At 72.3% G+C, this 20976-nt stretch carries 16 protein-coding genes and 1 pseudogene; 15 read left to right on the top strand and 2 right to left on the bottom strand.

Annotated elements, in window-relative coordinates:
* Positions 1–59 precede the first annotated feature (59 nt).
* From IOE58_RS14910 to IOE58_RS13850, 15 genes and pseudogenes are all read left to right on the top strand, one after another.
* Positions 60–299: pseudogene (locus IOE58_RS14910) on the top strand (lamin tail domain-containing protein); the annotation flags it as partial.
* 226 nt (positions 300–525) lie between these two features.
* On the top strand, positions 526–2892 hold the full coding sequence (locus IOE58_RS13915; RefSeq protein WP_193866946.1) for an ExeM/NucH family extracellular endonuclease: 2367 nt from the start codon (positions 526–528) through the stop codon (positions 2890–2892).
* A 150-nt stretch (positions 2893–3042) separates the two neighbouring features.
* The gene (locus IOE58_RS13910; protein WP_193866945.1) at positions 3043–4395 is read left to right on the top strand and encodes an APC family permease; all 1353 of its coding nucleotides are present in this window, start codon (positions 3043–3045) and stop codon (positions 4393–4395) included.
* A gap of 384 nt (positions 4396–4779) precedes the next feature.
* On the top strand, positions 4780–5727 hold the full coding sequence (locus tag IOE58_RS13905; protein WP_193866944.1) for a putative selenate ABC transporter substrate-binding protein: 948 nt from the start codon (positions 4780–4782) through the stop codon (positions 5725–5727).
* Positions 5727–6482 carry a phosphonate ABC transporter ATP-binding protein gene (locus IOE58_RS13900; RefSeq protein ID WP_193866943.1) on the top strand — a complete coding sequence of 252 codons (756 nt, stop codon included), beginning with the start codon at positions 5727–5729 and terminating at the stop codon, positions 6480–6482. The genes IOE58_RS13905 and IOE58_RS13900 overlap by 1 nt, the downstream gene beginning before the upstream one ends.
* Positions 6479–8218 carry a PhnE/PtxC family ABC transporter permease gene (locus IOE58_RS13895; protein ID WP_228020266.1) on the top strand — a complete coding sequence of 580 codons (1740 nt, stop codon included), beginning with the start codon at positions 6479–6481 and terminating at the stop codon, positions 8216–8218. The genes IOE58_RS13900 and IOE58_RS13895 overlap by 4 nt, the downstream gene beginning before the upstream one ends.
* A gap of 280 nt (positions 8219–8498) precedes the next feature.
* Complete coding sequence (locus tag IOE58_RS13890; protein WP_193866942.1) at positions 8499–10685, top strand: FAD/NAD(P)-binding protein; 2187 nt, start codon at positions 8499–8501, stop codon at positions 10683–10685.
* 190 nt (positions 10686–10875) lie between these two features.
* On the top strand, positions 10876–12060 hold the full coding sequence (locus tag IOE58_RS13885) for an exonuclease SbcCD subunit D (protein WP_193866941.1): 1185 nt from the start codon (positions 10876–10878) through the stop codon (positions 12058–12060).
* Positions 12057–15116 (top strand): AAA family ATPase, encoded by a 3060-nt coding sequence (locus tag IOE58_RS13880; RefSeq protein WP_193866940.1) that lies wholly within the window; start codon positions 12057–12059, stop codon positions 15114–15116. The genes IOE58_RS13885 and IOE58_RS13880 overlap by 4 nt, the downstream gene beginning before the upstream one ends.
* Positions 15117–15576: 460 nt before the next feature.
* Entirely contained in the window at positions 15577–15900 is a 324-nt protein-coding gene (locus tag IOE58_RS13875) for a nucleotidyltransferase family protein (protein WP_193866939.1), read from the top strand.
* Positions 15897–16247: a HepT-like ribonuclease domain-containing protein gene (locus tag IOE58_RS13870; protein ID WP_193866938.1), complete on the top strand. Its 351-nt coding sequence runs from the start codon at positions 15897–15899 to the stop codon at positions 16245–16247. The genes IOE58_RS13875 and IOE58_RS13870 overlap by 4 nt, the downstream gene beginning before the upstream one ends.
* 73 nt (positions 16248–16320) lie before the next feature.
* The gene (locus tag IOE58_RS13865) at positions 16321–16710 is read left to right on the top strand and encodes a TOBE domain-containing protein (RefSeq protein ID WP_193866948.1); all 390 of its coding nucleotides are present in this window, start codon (positions 16321–16323) and stop codon (positions 16708–16710) included.
* A 1-nt stretch (position 16711) separates the two neighbouring features.
* The gene (gene modA, locus IOE58_RS13860; RefSeq protein WP_193866937.1) at positions 16712–17485 is read left to right on the top strand and encodes a molybdate ABC transporter substrate-binding protein; all 774 of its coding nucleotides are present in this window, start codon (positions 16712–16714) and stop codon (positions 17483–17485) included.
* Positions 17482–18582: an ABC transporter permease gene (locus IOE58_RS13855; protein WP_348982005.1), complete on the top strand. Its 1101-nt coding sequence runs from the start codon at positions 17482–17484 to the stop codon at positions 18580–18582. Before modA ends, IOE58_RS13855 begins: the two co-directional genes overlap by 4 nt.
* Positions 18488–19192 carry an ATP-binding cassette domain-containing protein gene (locus IOE58_RS13850; RefSeq protein ID WP_193866936.1) on the top strand — a complete coding sequence of 235 codons (705 nt, stop codon included), beginning with the start codon at positions 18488–18490 and terminating at the stop codon, positions 19190–19192. The genes IOE58_RS13855 and IOE58_RS13850 overlap by 95 nt, the downstream gene beginning before the upstream one ends.
* 28 nt (positions 19193–19220) lie before the next feature.
* Here IOE58_RS13850 and IOE58_RS13845 read toward each other — a convergent pair whose 3' ends face one another.
* Together IOE58_RS13845 and IOE58_RS13840 are read right to left on the bottom strand one after the other, a co-directional pair.
* Positions 19221–20000, bottom strand: coding sequence for a serine hydrolase (locus IOE58_RS13845; protein ID WP_193866935.1), 780 nt, complete (start codon positions 19998–20000; stop codon positions 19221–19223).
* Positions 20001–20091: 91 nt separating this feature from the next.
* A complete protein-coding gene (locus tag IOE58_RS13840; RefSeq protein WP_193866934.1) occupies positions 20092–20490 on the bottom strand; it encodes a hypothetical protein in 399 nt (132 codons plus the stop codon).
* Positions 20491–20976 lie beyond the last annotated feature (486 nt).

Raw genomic sequence — 20976 nt, 5'->3', positions numbered from 1 at the left:
CCATCACCCCCACCGCCCATGCCGCCGTCGTCGCGCCCGGCGACGTCCAGATCAACGAGGTGTACGGCGGGGGGGGCAACTCCCGCGCCGCCCACCCGAACGACTTCGTGGAGCTGCGCAACACCGGCTCCGAGCCCGTCAGCATCGACGGCTGGTCCCTGCAGTACGCCTCCAGGACCGGCACCTTCAACAACACCGTGGAGCTGAGCGGCACCATCGCGCCCGGCGACACCTTCCTCATCCAACTCGCCGCCGGCAACGGCAATGGCGAACCACTGCCGGGTGCGGACCTCACCGGCGTCATCAATGCCTCCGGCACCGGCGGCGTGTTCGCGCTGTCCGACGCCTCCGGCAAGTTGGCCTGCACCGGCGCCACCTGCGCCGAGGACCCGGCCGTGGTGGACCTGGTGGGCTGGGGAGGTGCCTCCACCTACTCCGGCGAGGCTCCCGCGCCCGCCACCACCAACGCCACCTCCGTGGCCCGCGTGGCCGCCACCGGCGAGAACTCCACCGACTTCGCCGCCGGTGAGCCCACGCCCGCCCGTCGGGCACCCCACCGATCCGACCGACCCCGGCGACCCCGAGCCCGACCCGGAGCCCGAGCCGGACCCGGAGCCCGCCCGCGAGGTCAGCATCGCCGAGATCCAGGGCACCGGCAGCGCGAGCCCCCTGGTGGGCCAGACCGTCACCACCGAGGGCGTGGTCACCGCGGTGTACGCCACCGGCGGCCTGAACGGCTACGTGATCCAGACCGGCGGCACCGGCGGCGCGCTCTCCTTCGACACCCACGAGGGCTCCACCGCCGTGTTCGTGTACTCGCGCGACACCGCCGGCCAGGTGGCCATCGGCGACTCCGTGCAGATCACCGGCGAGGTCTCCGAGTACTACGGCTCCACCCAGATCACTGTCCCGGCCGATGGCCTCACCAAGCTCGACCAGGCCCTGCCCGTCGTGGAGCCGGTGACGCTGGATGCCTTCCCCACCGACGAGACCCAGCGCGAGTCCCTCGAGCACATGCTGTACCTGCCCGGCGCCGGCGACTTCACCGTCACGGACGTGTACAACACCAACCGCTACGGCGAGGTGGGCCTCGCGATCGGCGATCAGCCCCTGCGCCAGGCCGGTGACGTGATGCGCCCCGGTGCCGAGGCCACCGAGTACTACGACGCCCAGGCCGACAAGCTGGTGCTGCTGGACGACGGGAAGACCACCGACTTCTCCCGCAACCCCGAGCAGCCCATGAGCTGGCTGACCGTCGAGGAGCCCGTGCGCGTGGGCGCAGCGGCCACCTTCACCGAGCCGGTCGTGGTGGCCTACTCCTTCGACCAGTGGCGGCTGAACACCACCACCCCGTGGGAGTCGTCCGGCACCGACGGCGTGGACTTCGAGAACACTCGCCGGGCCACCCCTGACGAGGTGGGCGGTGACCTGCAGGTCGCCACCTTCAACGTGCTGAACTACTTCACCACCCTCGGTGAGGACATCCCCGGCTGCACGCCGTACACCAACATGGACGGCGAGGGCACCAACGTGCGCGGCGGCTGCCTGCCCCGTGGTGCCTGGGACGAGACCAGCTTCGAGCGCCAGGAGTCCAAGATCGTCGAGGCGATCTCCTCCACCGACGCCGAGGTGGTGGGCCTGATGGAGATCGAGAACTCCGCCCGCCTGGGCGAGACCCCCGACGAGGCCACCGCCACCCTGGTCGCCGCGCTGAACGAGCGCGACGGCGAGGGCACCTGGGCGTACATCCCCACCGCCCCCGCCTACGAGGCGCAGGGCACCGACGGCGGCCAGGACGCCATCACCAACGCCATCATCTACAAGCCCGCCGAGGTCAGGCCCGTGGGCGATGCGCAGATCCTGGTGGGCGATCCGGCCTTCGACAACGCCCGCGAGCCCATCGGCCAGGTGTTCGTGCCGATCACCGAGGGGGCCGACGGCGAGACCGTCGAGGGTGAGCCCTTCTTCTTCGTGGTCAACCACTTCAAGTCCAAGGGCTCGGCCGACGCCGAGGACGCGAACCTGCCGGAGGACCCGGTGCAGGGCAACGCCCGCACCTCCCGCCTCCAGCAGGCCGAGGCGCTCAGCACCTGGGCCGCCGCCACGGCCGCAGAGCTGGGCGTGGAGGACATCCTGCTGGGAGGCGACTTCAACGCCTACACCCAGGAGGAGCCCCTGCAGCTGTTCTACGACCAGGGCTACACCAACCTCGGTGAGCAGTTCGATCCCGAGGGCTGGTCCTACAGCTTCGGCGGCATGGTTGGCTCCCTGGACCACGTGATCGCCAACGCATCGGCCACCGAGCGCATCACCGGCGCCACCGACTGGTCCATCAACGGCCCCGAGTCCGTGATGACCCAGTACTCCCGCTACCGCAACAACACGGTGAACATCTACGAGCAGGGCGTGTTCGGTTCCTCCGACCACAACCCGCTGATCGTGGGCCTGGACGCCGGGTTCCCGGTCGTCGAGGAGCCCACCGATCCCGAGCAGCCCGGCACCCCGGGTGACGACGATGAGCCCGGTGACGATGACAAGCCCGGCAAGCCCGGTGACAACGACAAGCCCGGCAAGGGCAGCGACCGTCCCGGGAACAACCCCGGCAAGGCCCCTGATCACGCGGGCAAGCCCGGCAAGCCCGATCACGCGGGCAAGCCCGGCAAGCCCGATCACGCGGGCAAGCCCGGCAAGCCCGATCACGCGGGCAAGCCCGGCAAGCCCGATCACGCGGGCAAGCCCGGAGTGGGTGCCCGCGGTGACGTGACCGGCGCCGCCGATGGTTCGTTGGCCGTGACCGGCACCGAGGCGGGAGGCATGCTCGCCGCCCTCGGTGTGCTGCTGGCCTCCGGCGCGGGTGTACTCGGCCTCCGTCACCGCCTGAGCCGCGACTGACCCGGGCTCGGACCGGGCGGGCCCCGTGCGCCCGCCCGGTCCAGGGTGCACGCCCGCCTCGGGCGCACGCTCGGCCCGGGCCCGATTCGTTCCGCCCTCTCCCGCCCGACGAGCACCCGCTCCCGTGCCCCCGCCACGACAGAAGGCTCCATGACCTCCTCACCTGCCCCCGCTGAGCTCGCCCGACGGCTGGGCCTGGGCGATGCCGTGGTCATCGGGTTGGCCTCGATGATCGGCGCCGGCGTGTTCGTGGCCCTCGGTGCGGCGCAGGACCTCGCCGGCCCCGCCGTGCTGCTGGCCGTGGCCCTGGCGGCACTGGTCGCCTTCGGCAACGCCACCTCCACTGCGCAGCTGGCCGCCCAGTACCCCACCTCCGGCGGCACCTACTTCTTCGGCCGCCAGCAGCTGGGCGAGTGGTGGGGATTCTTGGCCGGCTGGTGCTTCGTGATCGGCAAGACGGCCTCCTGCGCCGCCATGGCCCTGGTGGTTGCCGCCTACCTGGTGCCCGAGGCCTACCAGCGGCCCGTCGCTGCGCTGGTGGTGGTGGCGCTGACCGCCGTGAACCTGGTGGGTGTGACCCGCACCGCGGGCCTGGCCCGCATCCTGGTCGCCATCGCCCTCATCGCGCTCGGCGTCACCGCCGTGCGGCTGCTGGTGGGTGTCGTCGGCGGCGATGGGGGAGCGGGCTTCGCCGCCCCCGTGCCCGGGCCCCTCGCCGATGCCTCCACGGGCCTGTGGGACGGGGGGCTGGCGGCGGTGCTCGGTGCCGGCACCGGGGGAGTGCTCGGTGCTGGACTCGCCATCGTCCAGGCCGCCGCCGTGGTGTTCTTCGCCTTCGCCGGGTACGCCCGCGTGGCCACCCTGGGGGAGGAGGTCACCGCGCCGCGCCGCACCATCCCCCGCGCGATCCTGCTGGCCCTCGGCGCCGTGTTCGCCCTGTACATGCTGCTCGCGCTGGTGCTGGTCCTCATCGGCCCCGCCCCCGGCGCCCACGGCTGGGGGCCTGCTCCGTTCATCGCCGCCCTCGACCAGATCGGCGCGGGCGCGATGTGGAAGGCGATCGTCACCATCGGTGCCACCGCCGCTGCCGCCGGGGCGCTGCTGGCCCTGGTGGCCGGGGTGTCCCGCACCATGCTGGGCATGGCCCGCGAGGGTGACCTGCCGCGACCCCTGGCCCACGTGAACCAGCGGTTCTCGGTGCCGCAGCGGGCCGAGATCACCGTGGGGATCGCCGTGGTGCTGCTGGTGGTGCTCGCCTCCGACGTGCTGGTGGCGATCACCGCCTCCGCCTTCGGGGTGCTGCTGTACTACGCGGTCGCCAACATCGCCGCCTTCACCCAGACCGAAGAGCACCGCCTGTTCCCCAAGGCCCTGCAGGTGATGGGGCTGGTGGGCTGCTTGCTGCTGGTGGCGGCCCTGCCCGGCAGCACCCTGGCGGCCGGCCTGGCGCTGGTCGCGATCGGTGTGGCGTACCGGGGGATCGTGCTGGCCTCGCGCCGGTGACGAGCACGCTGACGGACCGTGCAGTGTGCACGTCAGCACCGGTGACGTCGACCGATGGTCACGCAAACTCCAGGACCGCCGCTTCGACCCGGCCGATCGAGTCGGTCGATCAGCTCGTCGACCCGCTCGACGACCCGGCTGAGTCGCCAGATGCGGCATTGGGCGGTTCGTGCCTGGCGGCAATGAGCTGCCAGCATGCGCCCCCCAGGCACACACGGTGCCCCCGTTCCGGAATCCGTCATAGGATGCCTGGTACGCCCCGAGAACCAGGTCACAGTGGTCACTCGTCGGCCCGCGCGCCGTCGCGCAGGCACAGACGCGCAGGCTCCGTCGACCAGCCGACGAAGCACAGACGCCGCCACGCGACCGCACCGAAGGAGAACCATGCTCACCCGCCGCGCCGCCCTTGCCCGTCTTGCCCTCACCGGCGCCGCGGTCACGGGGGTGGGGCTCACCGCGTCCTGCTCGACCGGCGGCGGTGACGGCTCGGCCGATGGGGGAGGTGCCGGCGGCGGCTCCGGCCAGCCACTGCGCATCAGCGCCATCCCCGATCAGGACCCGGACGCCCTCACCGAGCGCGAGGAGGCATTCGCCGCCCACCTCGCGAGCGTGCTCGACATCGACGTGGAGTACGTACCGGTGCCGGACTACGCCGCCTCGGTGAGCCTGTTCGGTGCCGGCGACCTGGACCTGGTGTTCTACGGCGGCCTCACCGGGGTGCAGGCCCAGCTGCAGAACCCGGAGGCCACCATCGTCGCCCAGCGCGACATCGACCCCTCCTTCACCAGCGTGTTCATCGCCAACGCGGAGGCCGGCGTCAGCCCGGTGGACTCCGTGGAAGGACTGTCCGTGATGGCCGGGAAGCGCTTCACCTTCGGCTCGGAGACCTCCACCTCCGGCCGCCTGATGCCCTCCTACTTCCTGTCCCAGGCCGGCGTGGCTGAATCCGACCTGGCCGGGGAGCCCGGCTTCTCCGGCTCCCACGACTCCACCATCGAGCTGGTCACCTCCGGCTCCTACGAGGCAGGTGCCCTGAACAGCCAGGTGTGGCAGGCCCGCATGGAGGAGGGCAGCATCGACACCGACAAGGTCATCGAGGTGCTGGTCTCGCCCGAGTTCCATGACTACCACTGGCTGCTGCGCGGCGACGCCGACGAGCGCTTCGGCGACGGCTTCACCCAGCAGCTCACCGACGCCATGCTCACCATGCACGAGTCCGAGGAGGGCCGTGCGATCGCCGAGTTCTACGGCGCGCAGTCCTTCATCCCGGCGAAGGCCGAGGACTACCAGCAGATCGAGGAGGTCGCCCGCGAGCTGGGGCTGATCGGCTGATGAGTGCCGCTGAACCGCCCGCCCTGCAGCTGGACGGCGTCACCGTCCGCTACGGCACCCGCACCGTGCTGGATGCCTCCTTCACCGTCGACCCCGGGGAGAAGGTCGCCCTGGTGGGACCCAGCGGCGCCGGCAAGTCCACCGCGCTGGGCCTGGCCAACGGCTCCATCACCCCCAGCAGCGGCACCGTCACCACGCTCGGCACCGACCTGGGGGTGGCGAGCCGGCGCCGGATGCGGACGGTGCGCGCCCGGATCGGCACCGTCCACCAACGCCTGGACCTGATCGGGCCGCTGGCTGCGATCCACAATGTCAATGCGGGCCGCCTGGGCCACTGGGGGCTGTGGCGGTCCCTGGCCTCCTTGGTGCGGCCACTGGAGGTCGAGACCGCCCACGCCGCGATGTCCCGCCTGGGCATCGAGGAGCTGGCCGCCACCCGCACCGAGCGCCTCTCCGGCGGGGAGCAGCAGCGCGTGGCCCTGGCCCGCATCATCGTGCAGGATCCCGCTTTGGTGCTGGCGGACGAACCCATCTCCAGCCTGGACCCGCAGCGCGCCCGCGTGGTGATGGGCCTGCTCGCCGACGTGGTGGGCGAGGGAGACCGCGCCCTGCTGGTGAGCCTGCACGACTTCGACATCGCCCGCGGCATGTGCGACCGCGTGATCGGCCTGCGACAGGGCCGGATCGCCTTCGACCTGCCCGCCCCAGAGGTCACCGACCAGCACCGCGACGAGCTGTACCGGTTGCCGGCATGAGCCCGCAGGCCGATGCCCGCGCCGGAGTGGGAGAGCGGTCCGAGGAGGAGGGCCCGGCCGGGCGCGGCCCCGACTCGTCGGCCTACTCCCTCGCGGGCTCGCGGGCCGACTCCCCCGCACCCGTCCGCGCCGGCTCCCGCTCTGGCCTTCGCGCTGCCTCCCGCCCCGGCCGCTGGTGGGTGGCCGGCGCGGTGCTGCTGGTGGCCTGGTCGCTGTGGGGCTCCGGCATCGGCCGCGAACCCGTGCTGAACCCGCCCGGCTGGCCCTCCCTGCGGTCCTTCTTCGCAGCCGCGCTGTCTCCTGATCTCTCCGCCGACTTCCTGCGCCGCACCCTTGACGCCACCCTGGTGACCATCGCCTTCTCCCTGCTGGGCACGGTGCTGGCGGTGCTGACCGGCCTGGTGGGCGGGGTGCTGATGAGCGAGGCCTGGTGGCAGCGCGGCGGGCGTGCGCCGGGCCGGGGCGCACCGGTGCGCGGGCCCCGTTCCCGGGCACCGGGCTGGCTGCTCACCCGCATCGCACTGGGCATCCCACGCGGCATCCACGAAGCCGTGTGGGGCATCATCCTGCTGGTGATCCTGGGCCGGGACCCGCTGGTGGGGATCCTGGCGCTCGCGATCCCCTTCGGCGTGATCACCGCCAAGGTGTACGCCGAGATCATCGACGAGACCCCGCCCGGCCCCTACGACGCCCTGATCACCGCCGGGGCTGGGAGACTCCTGGCGTTCGTGTACGCCACCCTGCCGCGCATCTGGGGCGACCTGCTGGCCTACGGCTTCTACCGCTTCGACTGCGCCCTGCGCTCCGCGGTGATCCTGGGCATGATCGGAGCCGGCGGTCTGGGCTTCGAGCTGATCACCGCGTTCCAGGGCCTGGCCTACGAGCGCATGTGGACCCTCATCTACGCACTGATCGCACTGGGCTGGCTGTTCGACCGCTGGAGCGCGAGCCTGCGCCACCCGGGCCGCGCCCGCTGGAAGCGCACCTCCCTGCTGCTGGGGGCGGCGCTGACGGTGGGGTCCCTGCTGTACCTGCGACCGGACCTCGCCCGGCTCGTCAGCGCCCGCACCTGGGAGCGCGCCGGTGCGATGCTGGCCGACGCGATCCCACCCAGCCTGCCCTCCACCTGGGCGGACCTGCTCGGTGATGCCGCCGCCACCGTGCAGATGTCGGTGCTGGCGATCGTGGTGGGAAGCGGGATCGGCGTGGTCGCCGCGTTCCTGGGCGTGCACCAGGTGGGGGACGGACCCGTGCGGGCGGCCGTGGCCGCACTGTGCCGGGTGCTGCTGCTGACCATCCGCGCGATCTCCCCGCCCGTGTGGGCACTGCTGCTGCTGTTCGTGGTGCTGCCGGGCCCCCTGCCCGGCGCACTGGCCCTGGGCCTGTACAACGCGGGTGTGCTGGGCAGGCTGTTCACCGAAGTGCTGGAGACGATGGACCGCCGCCCCGTCCTGTCCCTGCAGCTGCTGGGCGCCGGACGCATCACCACCTTCGTCTACGGGGTGCTGCCCCTGGTCGCCGGGCGCTTCACCGCCTATGCCCTGTACCGGTGGGAGATCGCGATCCGCGAGACCGTCGTGGTGGGCGTGGTCGGCGCTGGGGGACTGGGCCGCGTGCTGGAGTCCCAGCGGGCCTCCTTCGACTACTCCGGGATGCTCACCGTGGTGATCGCGCTGCTGCTGCTCTCGCTGCTGGTGGACCTGGCCAGCGCCTCGGCCCGCCGCGCCTGGAGATAGCGCGTCGACGGGCGGACCAGAGCGGCGCCGACGCCGGAACGGCGCACGACGCCGGAACCTCCTACGAGCGTGAACTCACATGACAGACCACGTCAAAGGGATCCTTTGAGTGTGCATAGCATGCAGCTATGCCACGTTCTTCCCTGACGCCTCCGCGCGCGGCCACGCCACGCGCCGCTGGCTCCGCGTCTGCTGATGCGGCCACCACCCCGGGCTCTGCGCCCCGCCCCGCTGCACCACGCACCGGTGCCGGGCTCGAGCGGGCGGAGCCGGTCGGCCGATGAGCCACCGTCCTCCACGGAGCCCGCACGAGGCGACGCCCCCGGGCCCCACCGGCAGCTACGACGCGGTGATCGTGGGCGGTGGGCCCCGTGGGGTGGCCACCGTGCTGCGCACCCTCGCGTGCCTGCGGGCGGGTGCGGGCACCTCCGAGGCAGGAGGGAACCCGACGGCGTCAGTGCATGATCTGTCGGCCGGCCGCCCGGCACCGCCGAGCGCGGGACCATCGGCCAAGCGTCCTGCGCCCCCGCTGCGACTGGCCATGGTCGATGCCCTGGCCGTCGGCCCCGGTGCCACCTGGCTGATCGACCAGCCCGCCGCCTACCTGAACAACACCCAGGCCCGCGCCACCACGATTCATCCCGATCACAGCACCCGTATGAGCGGACCGGCCGCGCCCGGTCCCGACCTGGTGGCCTGGGCCCGTTCGGTCGCCCAGCGCGGTCACCACCGGGTGGGGGACTGGGTGGTGCAGGAGGCCACCGCGCTCGGGCCGGACTCGTTCCCCACCCGGCGCCTGCAGGGCGTGTACTTCCGCGACCAGCTCGATGCCGCGACCGCGAGCGGTGAACTGCAGGTCGAGAAGATCGTGGACACCGCCGTGGATCTCCAGCACGAGGGGGAGCATCGCGTGGTGGTGCTCGCCGGAGGGCGGCGGTTGAGCGCGCCCACGGTGGTGCTGGCCCAGGGCATGGTGCAGGCGGTGCCGGGTACGGAGGAGTCCGCGCTCGCCGCGGCCGCCCACCGTCATGGCCTGCGGTACGTGCCGCCGGGCATGCCCGCCGAGCGGTGCTTCACCGGACTGCCGGCCGGGCAGGACGTGCTGGTCAGGGGGCTGGGAGCGAACTTCTTCGATGTGATCGGGCAGTTGGTGGAGGACTGGGGCGGCCGCGTCGAGGCCATTCCCGCCGATCCCACCGGCCGCCTGCGGTACCTGCCGAGCGGGCGTGAGCCGCGCCTGGTGGTCGGCTCGCGCCGCTGCGTGCCCTACCGCTCCAAGCCCGACGGAGGCCGGCCCACCCGCGGCTTCACCCCGCGGTGGGCCACCCCGGAGTGGTTCGCGGGCCTTGCGACGGAGCGGGGCGTGAACTTCGGGCAGCGCGTGTGGCCGCAGATCGCCCGCGAGTTCGCCCGCGTGTACCTGGAGGCGCTCGAGCAGTACATGCCCGCAGTGGTCGCCGAGGGGTGGCCGGCAGCGCTCGATGCGGTGGGAGCGGACGACACGAGCCAGCCGGGCGGTGCGGGCCAGCCGGGAGGTGCGGGCCAGCAGCGCAGTGCGGGCCAGCAGCGCAGTGCGGCCCCGCCGGGCGGTGCGGCCGTGACGGAAGCCGTGGATGCGGTGCTGAGCTGGGCGATCACCGATCCGCGCTGGTCATGGACGGTGGGGGAGCTGCACCGGCCCACCGCGGGCCGCACCGTCACCGCCGAGCAGTGGCAGGCGCAGGTGGCCCGCCTGGTCGAGGACGAGCTGGGCTCGATGTCCGATCCGGATCGCCACCCGCGGGCCGCCGTGAACGCAGCCATGGCTGCGCTGCGCGTGCAGGTGGAGCGCCTGGCCGCCTCCGGTGCACTCAGCGGGCAGTCCCTTGCCCGGGACGTGCTGGGAAGGTTCGACGCCGACGGTCTGGCGCTCGCCTCCGGGCCCCCGGCCCACAGGGCGCGACTGATGCTCGCACTGATCGAGGCCGGGGTGATCGACCTTTTGGGCCCCGGTTTCCACGTCGCGGTCGACGAGGAGCAGGAGTGCTTCGTCGCCACGTCGGCCATCACCGGCAGGCAGGCCCGTGCGCGCGTGCTGCTGGAGACCCGCATGTCCAAGGGGCAGGTGCCGGCCACCTCCGATCCGCTGCTGCAGGCACTGCTCAGCACCGGCCGGGCCCGCATCCACAGCGTGGACGGCATCCCCACCCACAGCATGGAGGCCACCGCTGCGGAGGTGGACGAGAGCGTGCTCGTCGGCCACAACCTGGTGGCGGCCGACGGCAGCATCGACCGCGGCGTGGTGGTGCTGGGCATCCCCGCCGGGAGCACCCAGCCGGGCAGCGCCATCGGCGCCTCACCCGGGGTGCCGTCCCCGCTTCTGGCCGGGGCCGACGTGGCGGCCAAGCAGATCCTGGCGCGGTTGGGTGGCCCCGCTCGCGAGCCGGCGGCCGTCCACAGCAGCGCGAGGCCCGGTTCGTTCGCGTAGATCCCATCGCGTGAGAGCAGGGGAGCGCCCAGGGCAAGCGCTGCAGCCGCAACCCAGCGGTCTGCCACAGGGGGCAGTACCGCGCGACTCACGTGTTCCGGTACGGGACGAGATCCGCGTACTCCTGCCGGGCACTGCGCTGTGTGCTTGCTGTCGTCGTTCGTCAGCCCCGGGCTCTAGCGTGGTCCCCATGAGAATCCTGCACACCTCGGACTGGCACCTGGGGCGCACCCTGCACGGGGAGAACCTGCACGCCCACCAGGCGGAGTTCCACGACTGGCTGCTCGACCTGGTGGTCGCGCGCCAGGTGGACGTGGTGGTCATCGCCGGTGACGTGTACGACCGTGCCGTGCCGCCGGTGGAGTCGGTGCGCCTGCTGGGATCCACCCTGGCGCGCCTGGCGGAGGTCACCACCGTGGTGCTCACCCCCGGCAACCACGATTCGGCCGACCGCCTGGGCTTCGGCTCCGCCCTGATGCGGGCCGGCGTGCACATCCTGGCCGACGTCCCCGGCCTGGACCACCCCGTGCAGGTGCCCGATGAGCACGGCGAGGTGCTGTTCTTCGGTCTGCCCTACCTGGAGCCGGACATGGCCCGCACCGCCCTGGCGGGGGAGGGGCAGCTGCCCCTGGCCCGCAGCCACGAGGCCGTCACCCGTGCCGCGATGGACCGCGTGCGCGCACGCATCACCACCCACACCGAAGCCGGTGAGCCCGGGGCGAACCGCCCGCGGTCCGTGGTGCTGGCCCACACCTTCGTCACCGGCGGCCAGAGCTCGGATTCGGAGCGCGACCTCACCGTGGGCGGTGTGGACAGCGTCCCCGCCGGGGTGCTGGGCGGCGTGGACTACGTGGCGCTCGGCCACCTGCACGGCTGCCAGGACCTCTCCGCCACTGTGGGCACCACCGCCTGGTACTCCGGCTCCCCGTTGGCCTTCTCCTTCTCCGAGAAGAACCACCGCAAGTCCGTGCTGCTGGTGGAACTGGGAGAGCCCGGCCAGGTGAGCGTGGAGCGCATCGCCACCCCTGTGCCCCGCCGCCTCACCGAGCTGCGCGGCACCCTGGAGGAGATCCTCGAGCGCGCCCCCGGGCACGGCGAGGACTGGCTGAAGGCCATCGTCACCGATCCCTCCCGCCCACCCCACCTGCTGGAGCGTCTGCGCGCCCGATACCCGCACCTGCTGCACACCGAGCACCAGCCCGCCGGCCGCACCTCCACCGCCATCACCCCCACCGTGCAGCGCGACGCCGACCCGGTGGAGGTGATGGACGAGTTCCTCGCCTTCGTCACCGGCGGTGAGCCCACTGAGGCCGAGCACCAGGTGCTCGAGGACGCCTACCGCACCGTGCGCACCCGCGGGCAGGAGGCCTCATGAAGCTCCATCACCTGCGCATGCGGGGCATCGGGCCGTTCCGCGACGAGGTCAGCATCGACTTCGCCGCCCTCGGTGCCAGCGGCATGTTCCTGCTCGAGGGCCCCACCGGCTCCGGCAAGTCCACCGTGTTGGACGCGGTGGTCTACGCCCTGTACGGCAGCGTGGCCGGGGAAGGTGCCAGCGGGGAGCGCGTCCGCTCCCAGTTCGCCGAGCCCACCACGCCCAGCGTCATCGACCTGGTCTTCGAGACCACCCACGGCGTGTACCGCGTGCTGCGCCAGCCCGAGTACCACCGGCCCAAGAAGCGCGGCGAGGGCACCATCAAGGAGAACGCCAAGGCCCTGCTGTGGCGCCTGGGCACCCCCGATCTGATCGACGAGGTGCTCGCCGACACCGCCGACCAGGGCGCCGGCCTCACCCCGATCGCCTCCCGGCTGGACGAGGTGGGCCGCGAGATCGGCGCGGCCGTGGGCCTCACCCGCGCCCAGTTCACGCAGACGGTCCTGCTGCCCCAGAACGAGTTCGCCCGCTTCCTGCGCGCCAGTACCGGCGACAGGCAGGCCGTGCTGCAGCGCGTGTTCGGCACCGAGATCTACGAGGACATCGAGAAGCAGCTCGAGCAGATGCGCCGCGAGGCTGCCCAGCAGGTCGACGCCGCCACCGCCGGCCTCGACCAGGCCCTGGCCCGCTTCATCGAGGCCTCCGGCCTGGAGGAGGACGACGCCCGCACCGAGCTCGAGGGCCACGCCCGCGCCCACCGCTTCGAGGAGCTCACCGCTCAGGCCGACCAGATCGGCGAGGGCACGGCCCGCGCCGCCCAGGAAGCCGCAGGCCGAGCCCAATCGGCCCGTGCGCAGGAGGGCCAGGCCCGCAGCGCCGCGGAGGCCGCCACCACCGGCCTGCAGCGGATAGACCGCCGCCGCACCCTCGACCAGCTGGCCGCCGCCCTCACCGCCCAGGAGGAGGCCGCCACCACCGCTCGCACCCGCCTGGACCACGACCGCATCGCCCAGCCCATCGCCGGGGCCATCGCCCGACGCGACCAGGCTCGCACCCACCTCCAGGCCCGGGAGCAGGAACGGGATGCCGCCCTGTCCCGCCACCGTCAGGACCACCCCGAGCTGATCGACCTCGCTGCAGGCCCGGGCGCGCTGGAGGCGCTGGCTGCCGCGGTCGAGGAGGCCACCACCCGGGCCGGTGAGCTCAGTGCCCTGGTCCAGCTGGAGAAGGACCTTCCCGGCAGGCAGAAGGACCTTCGGCAGCGCAGCACCGCACTGGAGAAGGTCCGTACCGAACTCGCCGACCTCGACACCCAGATCCAGGCCCGCCCCCAGGTGCGTGCTGCCCTGGTCACCGCCCGGGATGCTGCCCGCGCCGCCGGGGAGGGTCTCGGCGATGCCCAGACCGCCGCCGATCAGGCCGCCGCCCGGCTGGAGCAGGCCCGCACCGCCGCCCGTCTCGCCGAACAAGTGGCCGCGGCGAGGGCCGCGGCCAAGGAGGCGCAGTCGGCTGCCAATCGCGCTGGTGAGGAGGAGGCGCAGCTGCGTCGCCGCCGCAATGCCGGGCTGGCCGCCGAGCTCGCCATGACTCTCGCCGAGGGCGATCCATGCCCGGTGTGCGGCGCCACCGCACACCCCGATCTGGCCGAGGCCGGGGCGGACCACGTCGGTGCCGAGCAGGTCGAGGCAGCCGAGGAGGCCCGCCGGCAGGCGGAGCAGGTAGCGTCAACCGCCCGTGAGGCCCTGACGCTGGCAACCAGCCGTCACGAGCAGGCCCGCGAGCAGTCAGGCGGGCTCGAGGTCGATGCCGCCCGGGCCGCACAGCAGCAGGCGGCCGAGGCACTCCGCGCCGTCCGCGACCGGCAGGCCGAGGCCGCCAGGCGCGACACGGAGCTGGAGAAGCACGACGAGGGAACACGCGCCCTCGGCGCCCGCCGGGAGAAGCAGGCCGTGGCCATCGAGGGCGAGGCCAGTGCCCTGACCGCCCTGGCCACCGCCGTCGAAGAGGACGAGGCCAGGGTCGTGCAGGCCCGCGGTGAGGCCGGATCCGTGCAGGAGCGGCGCACCGCCCACACGGCCCGGGCCCGCGCCGGCCGGGCGCTGCGGGAGGCGCTGGTGGCGGTGGACCAGGCCGCAGCCCGCGCCCAGGAGCTCGCCGCAGAGGTCGAGCTGGGGCCCTTCGAGAACGAGCAGGCCGTACGCGCAGCTGTGCTGCCGGAGGGGGACCGCAAGGAACTGGAGGCGCTGCTGACCCGTCGCGCAACCGACCAGTCCCGCCTCGCCGACGGCATGCGGGAGGAGGGCGTGGCCGAGGCCGATCCCTCCGACGAGGCCCGCACGGCCGCAGCGACGCTGGTCGAGACCACCCGGGAGGCCGTTGTCTTGGCCCAGGCCGCCACGGCCACCGCCGATCAGGAGTCCGGCCGCTGCACCGCCACCGCCCAGGCCACCACCGGTGCCCGCAGCCGCCTGGACGCCGCGATCGCACAGGTCCGGGCAGTGGGGGAGAAGGCCGGCGCCGTAGTGCGCGTGGCAGATCTCGCCACCGGCCGCTCCTCCGACGGGGACCGCATCCAGCTGTCCACCTACGTGCTGATGCGCCGCTTCGAGGAGGTCATCGACGCCGCCAACGTGCGCCTGGCCCAGTTCTCCGAATCCACCCTGGAACTGATGCGGGACACCGGCAAGCGCGGCGCCCGCAAGACGGGCCTGGACCTGCTGGTGATCGACCATCGCACCGATGAGGCCCGCCGCCCCGAGACCCTCTCCGGTGGGGAGACGTTCTTCGTGTCCCTCGCGCTCGCCCTGGGCCTGGCAGAACTGGTCACCGCGGAGGCCGGCGGCGTGCAGATGGACACCCTGTTCATCGACGAGGGCTTCGGCAGCCTCGACCCCGAGGCCCTGGACCGCGTGATCGCCGAGATCAACCGCCTGGCCGAGCACGGCCGCACCATCGGCGTGGTCTCCCACGTCGGTGAGATGAAGAACCGCATCGCCGAGCAGATCCACGTGCGCCGCTCGGCGCGCGGGCCGTCGACGCTGAGCGTGAGTGCGTGAGTACGTGAGTGCGTGAGTCCGACGAGTGTTCCTGGCTCACACCCGCGCCTGCGGGGAGCACCCGCGTTACCGCTCCATGAGCGAGCAGTCGCAGGGCTCATCCCCGCGCCTGCGGGGAGCACCACGCGTCCGCGTCGACGTTCGAGTCCGCATCGGGCTCATCCCCGCGCCTGCGGGGAGCACACCCTGGAGGATCAGGTCGTCGTCCTCGAACGGTCCTGCATCCCCGCGCCTGCGGGGAGAATCGCACCATCGCATGATGACGACGGCTCATCTCTGCTCTGCAGAGCTGAGAGCGATGGTAGCGGTACGGGGTGGGGCGGACGGAGAGCGTCGCCGGCCTGTCCGCGCCGCCACCGGAGATGATGCTGGTCGTGCAGGTACCGCGGAACGGGGCGCTCGAGGTCGGCATGAAGGCAGTTCGGTGCTGGAATCACGGCATGCGGTCTATGCTCAAGCCATGGACGCTGAGGTCGTGACGCATCAGCCGACCGTGACACTCCAGGATGTCCGTGCTGCAGCGCCGCGGATCCGCTCCGTGGTCAAGAAGCACCGCGGGACCGGTCGGGTGCTCGTCTTCGGCTCGGTGGCGCGAGGGACGACTTCGCGCGCATCAGATGTGGACCTCCTTGTCGAGTTCGAGTCGGCTGCCTCGTACTTCGATCTGATCGCTGCCCAGTTGGAGCTGTCCGATGAGCTGGGGGTTCCGGTTGATGTCATGTCGCTCGGGGCGCGTGGCCGGGCTGCTGATCACGCCCGGGCGCAAGCTGTTGCGCTGACATGACGGATGATCGGCCGAGCCTGGATGAGCTTCGTTCGGCTCTTGACGAGATCTCTGCTCAGGTGGACTACATCCGTGCGCATGGGGGTGGAGCGTTCTGTGCCCCGGATGTAAAGAGCCAGGTTCTCCAGTCGGCTGCCTGCCACCTGATCATTCAGTTCCAGGCCGTCCTCGAGGACCTCCCGGCGGGGTTCCCGGCCACGAATGCAGATCTGCCATTCGTAGCGGTTCGCGGCATGCGCAATCGCCTCGCGCATGGGTACGGCGATGTTGACTCCGTGCTGCTGTGGAACACCATCGACGAGGATCTGCCATTATTCATCGCCGAGCTGAAGCGGAGGCTCGGATAGCACCGGAGCCTGCCACCCAAGGATGCAGTTCTCACCTACACTGTTCCGCATATGCGGAAGAAGCGAGGCGATGATGGCGCAGATTCGGATCTCTGATGCGGCGCGGTTCCTGGGCGTCAGCAACGACACCGTGCGCCGCTGGATCGACCAGGGGCTGCTCACCCGCTCCCCGGGCACCCCCGCCACCGTGGACGGCCTGCAGCTGGCCCGCCTTGCCCGCGACAACTCGGTGCTGCCCGCCGACCCGGCCGACGTGGGCCGCAGTGCGCGCAACCGCTTCGTCGGCATCATCACCGACGTCCTCAGCGACACCGTCATGTCCCAGGTGGAGCTGCAGTGCGGCCCCCACCGCGTGGTCTCCCTGGTCAGCACCGAGGCCGTGCGGGACCTCGGCCTGGAGCCCGGCGTGGTCGCCACCGCCGTCGTGAAGTCCACCAACGTGGTCATCGAGAAGGGGGCCTGACGTGCGCCGACGGCCCTTCCTTGCGTCACTGCTCCCGGTGCTGCTGCTGGCCTCCTGCGGGCCCGCCAGCACGACGGGCAGCTCCGGCACCGGCGGTGCCACCACCGAGCTGACGGTGTTCGCCGCCGCCTCTCTACGGGTGGTGTTCGACGAGGTCAGCACGAAGTTTAAGGAGGCGAACCCCCAGGTCACGGTGCGGTTCAACTATGCCGGCTCGGCCGACCTCATCTCCCAGCTGGACGCCGGGGCCCCGGCCGACGTGCTGGTCACGGCCAACCAGTCCACCATGGATCGCGCCGTCGACGCCGGCACCGTCACCGCCGCCCCCGTCGTGATCGCCACCAACGTGCTCGTGCTGATCGCCCCCACCGACAACCCCGCCGGCCTCACCGACCTCGAGAGCGCCGCCGCCCCGGGCGTCGACCTGGTGGTGTGCGCACCCCAGGTGCCCTGCGGCGCCGCCGCCCAGACCATCGCGGCGAACGCCGACATCGACCTCACCCCCGTCAGTGAGGAGAACTCGGTGACCGACGTGCTGGGCAAGGTCACCAGCGGCCAGGCCGACGCCGGCATCGTCTACGCCACCGACGCCGCCGACGCGGGCGAGGCAGTGACCACGATCGAACTGCCCGGCGCGGACCAGGCCCGCACCGAGTACCCGGCCGCCGTCACCGCCTCCACTGGGCAGCCTGAGCAGGCCCAGGCCTTCGTGGACTTCCTGCGGCAGGACCCGGCCCAGGCCCTGCTCGCCGACGCCGGCTTCCAGCAGCCGTGACACCAGTTCGAGGGCTCCGGACCCCCGGCGGCTCCCTGCTGCCAGGGTGGGTGCGGGTCCTCGGCCTGCTGTGCGTGGCGGTGCTGGCCCTGCCCATCGTCGGACTGCTCTCCACCGTGCACTGGTCCACCCTGGGCCAGAGCCTCACCGCTCCCTCCGCACTGATCGCCCTGCGGCTCAGCCTGATCACGGCACTGACCGCCACCATGCTGTCGCTGCTGGTGGGTCTGCCGGTCGCGCTGCTGATGGCCCGCGCCCCCGCCGGATCGATGCTGCTGCGGGTTGCCCGCACCTTGGTGCTTCTGCCCCTGGTGCTGCCGCCCGTGGTCGGAGGCATCGCGCTGCTGTCCACGTACGGGCGCCGCGGACTCGTCGGCCCCCTCGCCGAGGCCCTCGGCATCGACATCGCCTTCACCACCCTTGCCGTGGTGCTCGCCCAGACGTTCGTGGCCGCCCCCTTCCTGATCCTCACCGTGGAGGGCGCGCTGCGCGCCCGCGGCACCGCGTACGAGGCCACCGCGCTCACCCTCGGTGCGAGCCCCACCCGCACCCTCGCGACGATCACACTGCCGCTGCTGGCCCAGAGCCTCGGTGCCGGGCTGGTGCTCACCTTCGCCCGTGCGCTCGGTGAGTTCGGCGCGACCATCACCTTCGCCGGCTCCCTGCAGGGCACCACCCGCACCCTGCCGCTGGAGATCTACCTGGCCCGCGAGATCGACCAGGACTCCGCTGTGGCCATGAGCCTGCTGTTGGTGATCGTGGCCGCCGTGATCGTCGCCATCGCCTACCGGTCCCCGGGGGCCGGCGGGCTGCGCCGCTCCCTGGGTCGCACCTCCTCGGCCGACGACACTGCTGGCGCGCCAGCCGGCGCTCCTGCTGATGAGCAGACCGATGTCGAGGAGCACACTGCCCCGCCACCCCCGCTGCCCTCGCCACCCCTCGTCCCCGGCCCTCGACGCCCGCATCGTCGTCCCCGAACGCGGCGTCGACCTCGCTCTGCACGTGCCTCCCGGGCAGACCCCCGCCATCCTCGGCCCCAACGGCCGCGGCAAGTCCACCGGGGGCGGGGTGCTCGCCGGCCTGGTCACCGCCGATGACGGGCACATACGCCTCGGCGACGACGTGCTTCTGGCAACCGGCCGTGCCTCGGGAACGGAGGGGACGGAGCCATCGGCTGCGCGGCCCGGAGTGACCACAGTGCGCTCCCGCGCACCTCATCTGCGTCGGGTCGCGCGGCTCGGTCAGCACCCCCTGCTGTTCCCCCACCTCACCCTGGAGGGCAACGCCGCGTTCGGGCCCCGCGCGGAAGGAGCCGGTCGCTCCGCGGCCCGGGACCAGGCACGGACCTGGCTGGACCGGGTCGGGGTGGGCCGGCTCGCCAGCCGTCGTCCGTACGAGGTCTCCGGTGGTCAGGCGCAGCGGGCGGCGATCGCGCGGGCGCTTGCCACCAGCCCCCAGCTCTCGCTGTGGGACGAGCCGTTCGCGGCCCTCGACGTTCAGTCCGCTCCGCAGCTGCGGGAGCTGCTGGCGCGCGAGCTCGCCGGTCGCACGGCCGTCATCGTCACCCATGACCTGGCGGACATCCGGGCGCTCGCCGATCGAGTGATGGTGCTCGAGGCGGGCCGCGTGCGTCAGGACGTCCCGCTCGAGGAGTTCCTGCAGCACCCGGCGCCCGGCTTCGCGCAGCACCTGGTCGCGAGCGAGTGAGGGGCCCGCGGACGACGGGCCCCTGCTGTCACCGGGCGGGCATCGCGTGATCCATGTGCTCGACCAGCAGACCCCCGAGACGGCGCATGTCCTCGATGACCGCCTCCGCGGTCCCCTCCTCCGCCGACGGATCCCAGGAGGCGAGCACCGCGTAGACGAGGATGCCCCCCGGGGAGGTGAGCACTCCCACGTCGGCCCGGACCCCCACGTCGCAGCCGGTCTTGTTCACGCAGTCCAGGCCACGGGGGTGGTAGTGGGAGAGGGGGTCGAGGCGGGCGGCCGCCGCCACCAGCGAGAGGTCCACGCCGGTGCGGAGCCACGAGCGCACGGTCGCCAGAGCAGGGGTCGCCGCGCGGGCGATGGCCTCCATCACCAGCAGATAGTCCTGGGCGCAGCCGACGCTCACCTCCGGCGGGTGCTCGGGTCCCCGGTGGCCGCGGAAAAAGTCGCAGAGGGTGGATCCGCCCGGGACCCACTGCCGGGCCACGTCCTGCACGGCCTGCAGTCCGATCCAGTCGATCAGGGCGTTGGCGGCCAGGTTGTCGCTGCAGGAGGCCACCAGCACGGCGAGATCCCCGACGGTCAGGCGCGGTGCGGCCAGGTGCCACCATAGGCCCGAATCCTCCACCTCCAGGCCCTCGGGGCGGGGCAGCAGCAGCGACGCGGCACCTCGGTCGCGGTCGATCCGCTCGGAGACCGCGCGCAGCAGGAACAGCTTGCCCAGGCTCGCGGTGCCGAGCACCCGCTCCGGATCCTGCTCGAGCAGGAGGGGCTCGGTGGCGGCCGGGCCGTGGCCCAGCCGGCGCACGGCTATAGACCAGACGGCGCTCTGGGCGCTAGGGGACCAGGGAAGCGTCGCATGCACCCGTCGACCATATGTCCTTCGCGGGGGCGGCCCCTCAGCGCGCCAGCGCGGCGATGTCCTCCGGCATGCCGTCCGACCCCATCGTCTTCACCCAGGCGCCTGCCTCGTCCTGCCGTACGCTCCCGTTGCCGTGATCGGTGGAGAGGATCCACAGCACATCCGCATCCTGCTCCCACAGCACCCCCGGGAACCAGCGCTCCACGTGCGGCAGGTCATCGCGCCACAGCTCCGTGCCGGAGAGGTCCTGGATCACCGGCCGCAGGACATCACCGTCCTCCACCACCACTGCGGTGACCTCTCCGGACGGTGCATCGCGCGGCACGTCCACCTGCGCCAGCCGCGCATCCGCGGAACGCCGCGTGCACGCCGAGGAGATCCCTGCGGCTGCGGCCGCGAGCCCCGTGACCATCCCGAGGACATGACGACGATTCATGAGCACATGCCCTTCGGTGTCGTTCGCGGGGCGCCCACAGGGGCCTTCTCGCCGCGATCTCACCACGACGGGATTCCCAGTGCAAGCCTCGTCGAGGCGAGGCTCTCGAAGAAGTCGATGCCAGCGCCGCGATCCGCCGTGCCCCATCCTGAAGTTGTCTTGCGACAGCCGGGAATGCGACGTAGCGGAAGTCGTCGGCATCCGGCCCGGCCCAATGCACGCTCAGCACCCGTGCCTGCACCGCATCGAGTGCGGCGTTCAGTGTCTCAGCTCCCGTGTCGAACCGCTGCGAGCACTCCTGCAGCTGTTCGCTATCAGCTCCCCAGAACGACATGTGCGCCTCCTGATCTGGCTGCCGTGGTGAAGGACGGCAGTCGCATCATCCTTGGTGCCAGAGTGCAGAAGCAGACGGCCCGGCGGGCCAGGGGAGAGCTAACCACCCCGTGAGCGTTCCCGCCCCGGGCCCTAGGATGATCAGGGGTCCGC

The organism is Brachybacterium epidermidis (assembly GCF_015209585.1).
GTDB classification, from domain to species: domain Bacteria; phylum Actinomycetota; class Actinomycetes; order Actinomycetales; family Dermabacteraceae; genus Brachybacterium; species Brachybacterium epidermidis.
Note: the sequence above shows the minus strand (reverse complement) of the source record. Positions and strands in the feature narration are given on the sequence as shown.

Bases quoted from the DNA above. Each gene is read 5' to 3' on its own strand.
- IOE58_RS13895 (WP_228020266.1), top strand. From the start codon at position 6,479: ATGAGCCCGCAGGCCGATGCCCGCGCCGGAGTGGGAGAGCGGTCCGAG.
- IOE58_RS13875 (WP_193866939.1), top strand. From the start codon at position 15,577: ATGGACGCTGAGGTCGTGACGCATCAGCCGACCGTGACACTCCAGGAT.
- IOE58_RS13910 (WP_193866945.1), top strand. From the start codon at position 3,043: ATGACCTCCTCACCTGCCCCCGCTGAGCTCGCCCGACGGCTGGGCCTG.
- IOE58_RS13890 (WP_193866942.1), top strand. From the start codon at position 8,499: ATGAGCCACCGTCCTCCACGGAGCCCGCACGAGGCGACGCCCCCGGGC.
- IOE58_RS13840 (WP_193866934.1), bottom strand. From the start codon at position 20,490: ATGAATCGTCGTCATGTCCTCGGGATGGTCACGGGGCTCGCGGCCGCA.
- IOE58_RS13880 (WP_193866940.1), top strand. From the start codon at position 12,057: ATGAAGCTCCATCACCTGCGCATGCGGGGCATCGGGCCGTTCCGCGAC.
- IOE58_RS13865 (WP_193866948.1), top strand. From the start codon at position 16,321: ATGGCGCAGATTCGGATCTCTGATGCGGCGCGGTTCCTGGGCGTCAGC.
- IOE58_RS13870 (WP_193866938.1), top strand. From the start codon at position 15,897: ATGACGGATGATCGGCCGAGCCTGGATGAGCTTCGTTCGGCTCTTGAC.
- IOE58_RS13885 (WP_193866941.1), top strand. From the start codon at position 10,876: ATGAGAATCCTGCACACCTCGGACTGGCACCTGGGGCGCACCCTGCAC.
- IOE58_RS13900 (WP_193866943.1), top strand. From the start codon at position 5,727: ATGAGTGCCGCTGAACCGCCCGCCCTGCAGCTGGACGGCGTCACCGTC.
- IOE58_RS13905 (WP_193866944.1), top strand. From the start codon at position 4,780: ATGCTCACCCGCCGCGCCGCCCTTGCCCGTCTTGCCCTCACCGGCGCC.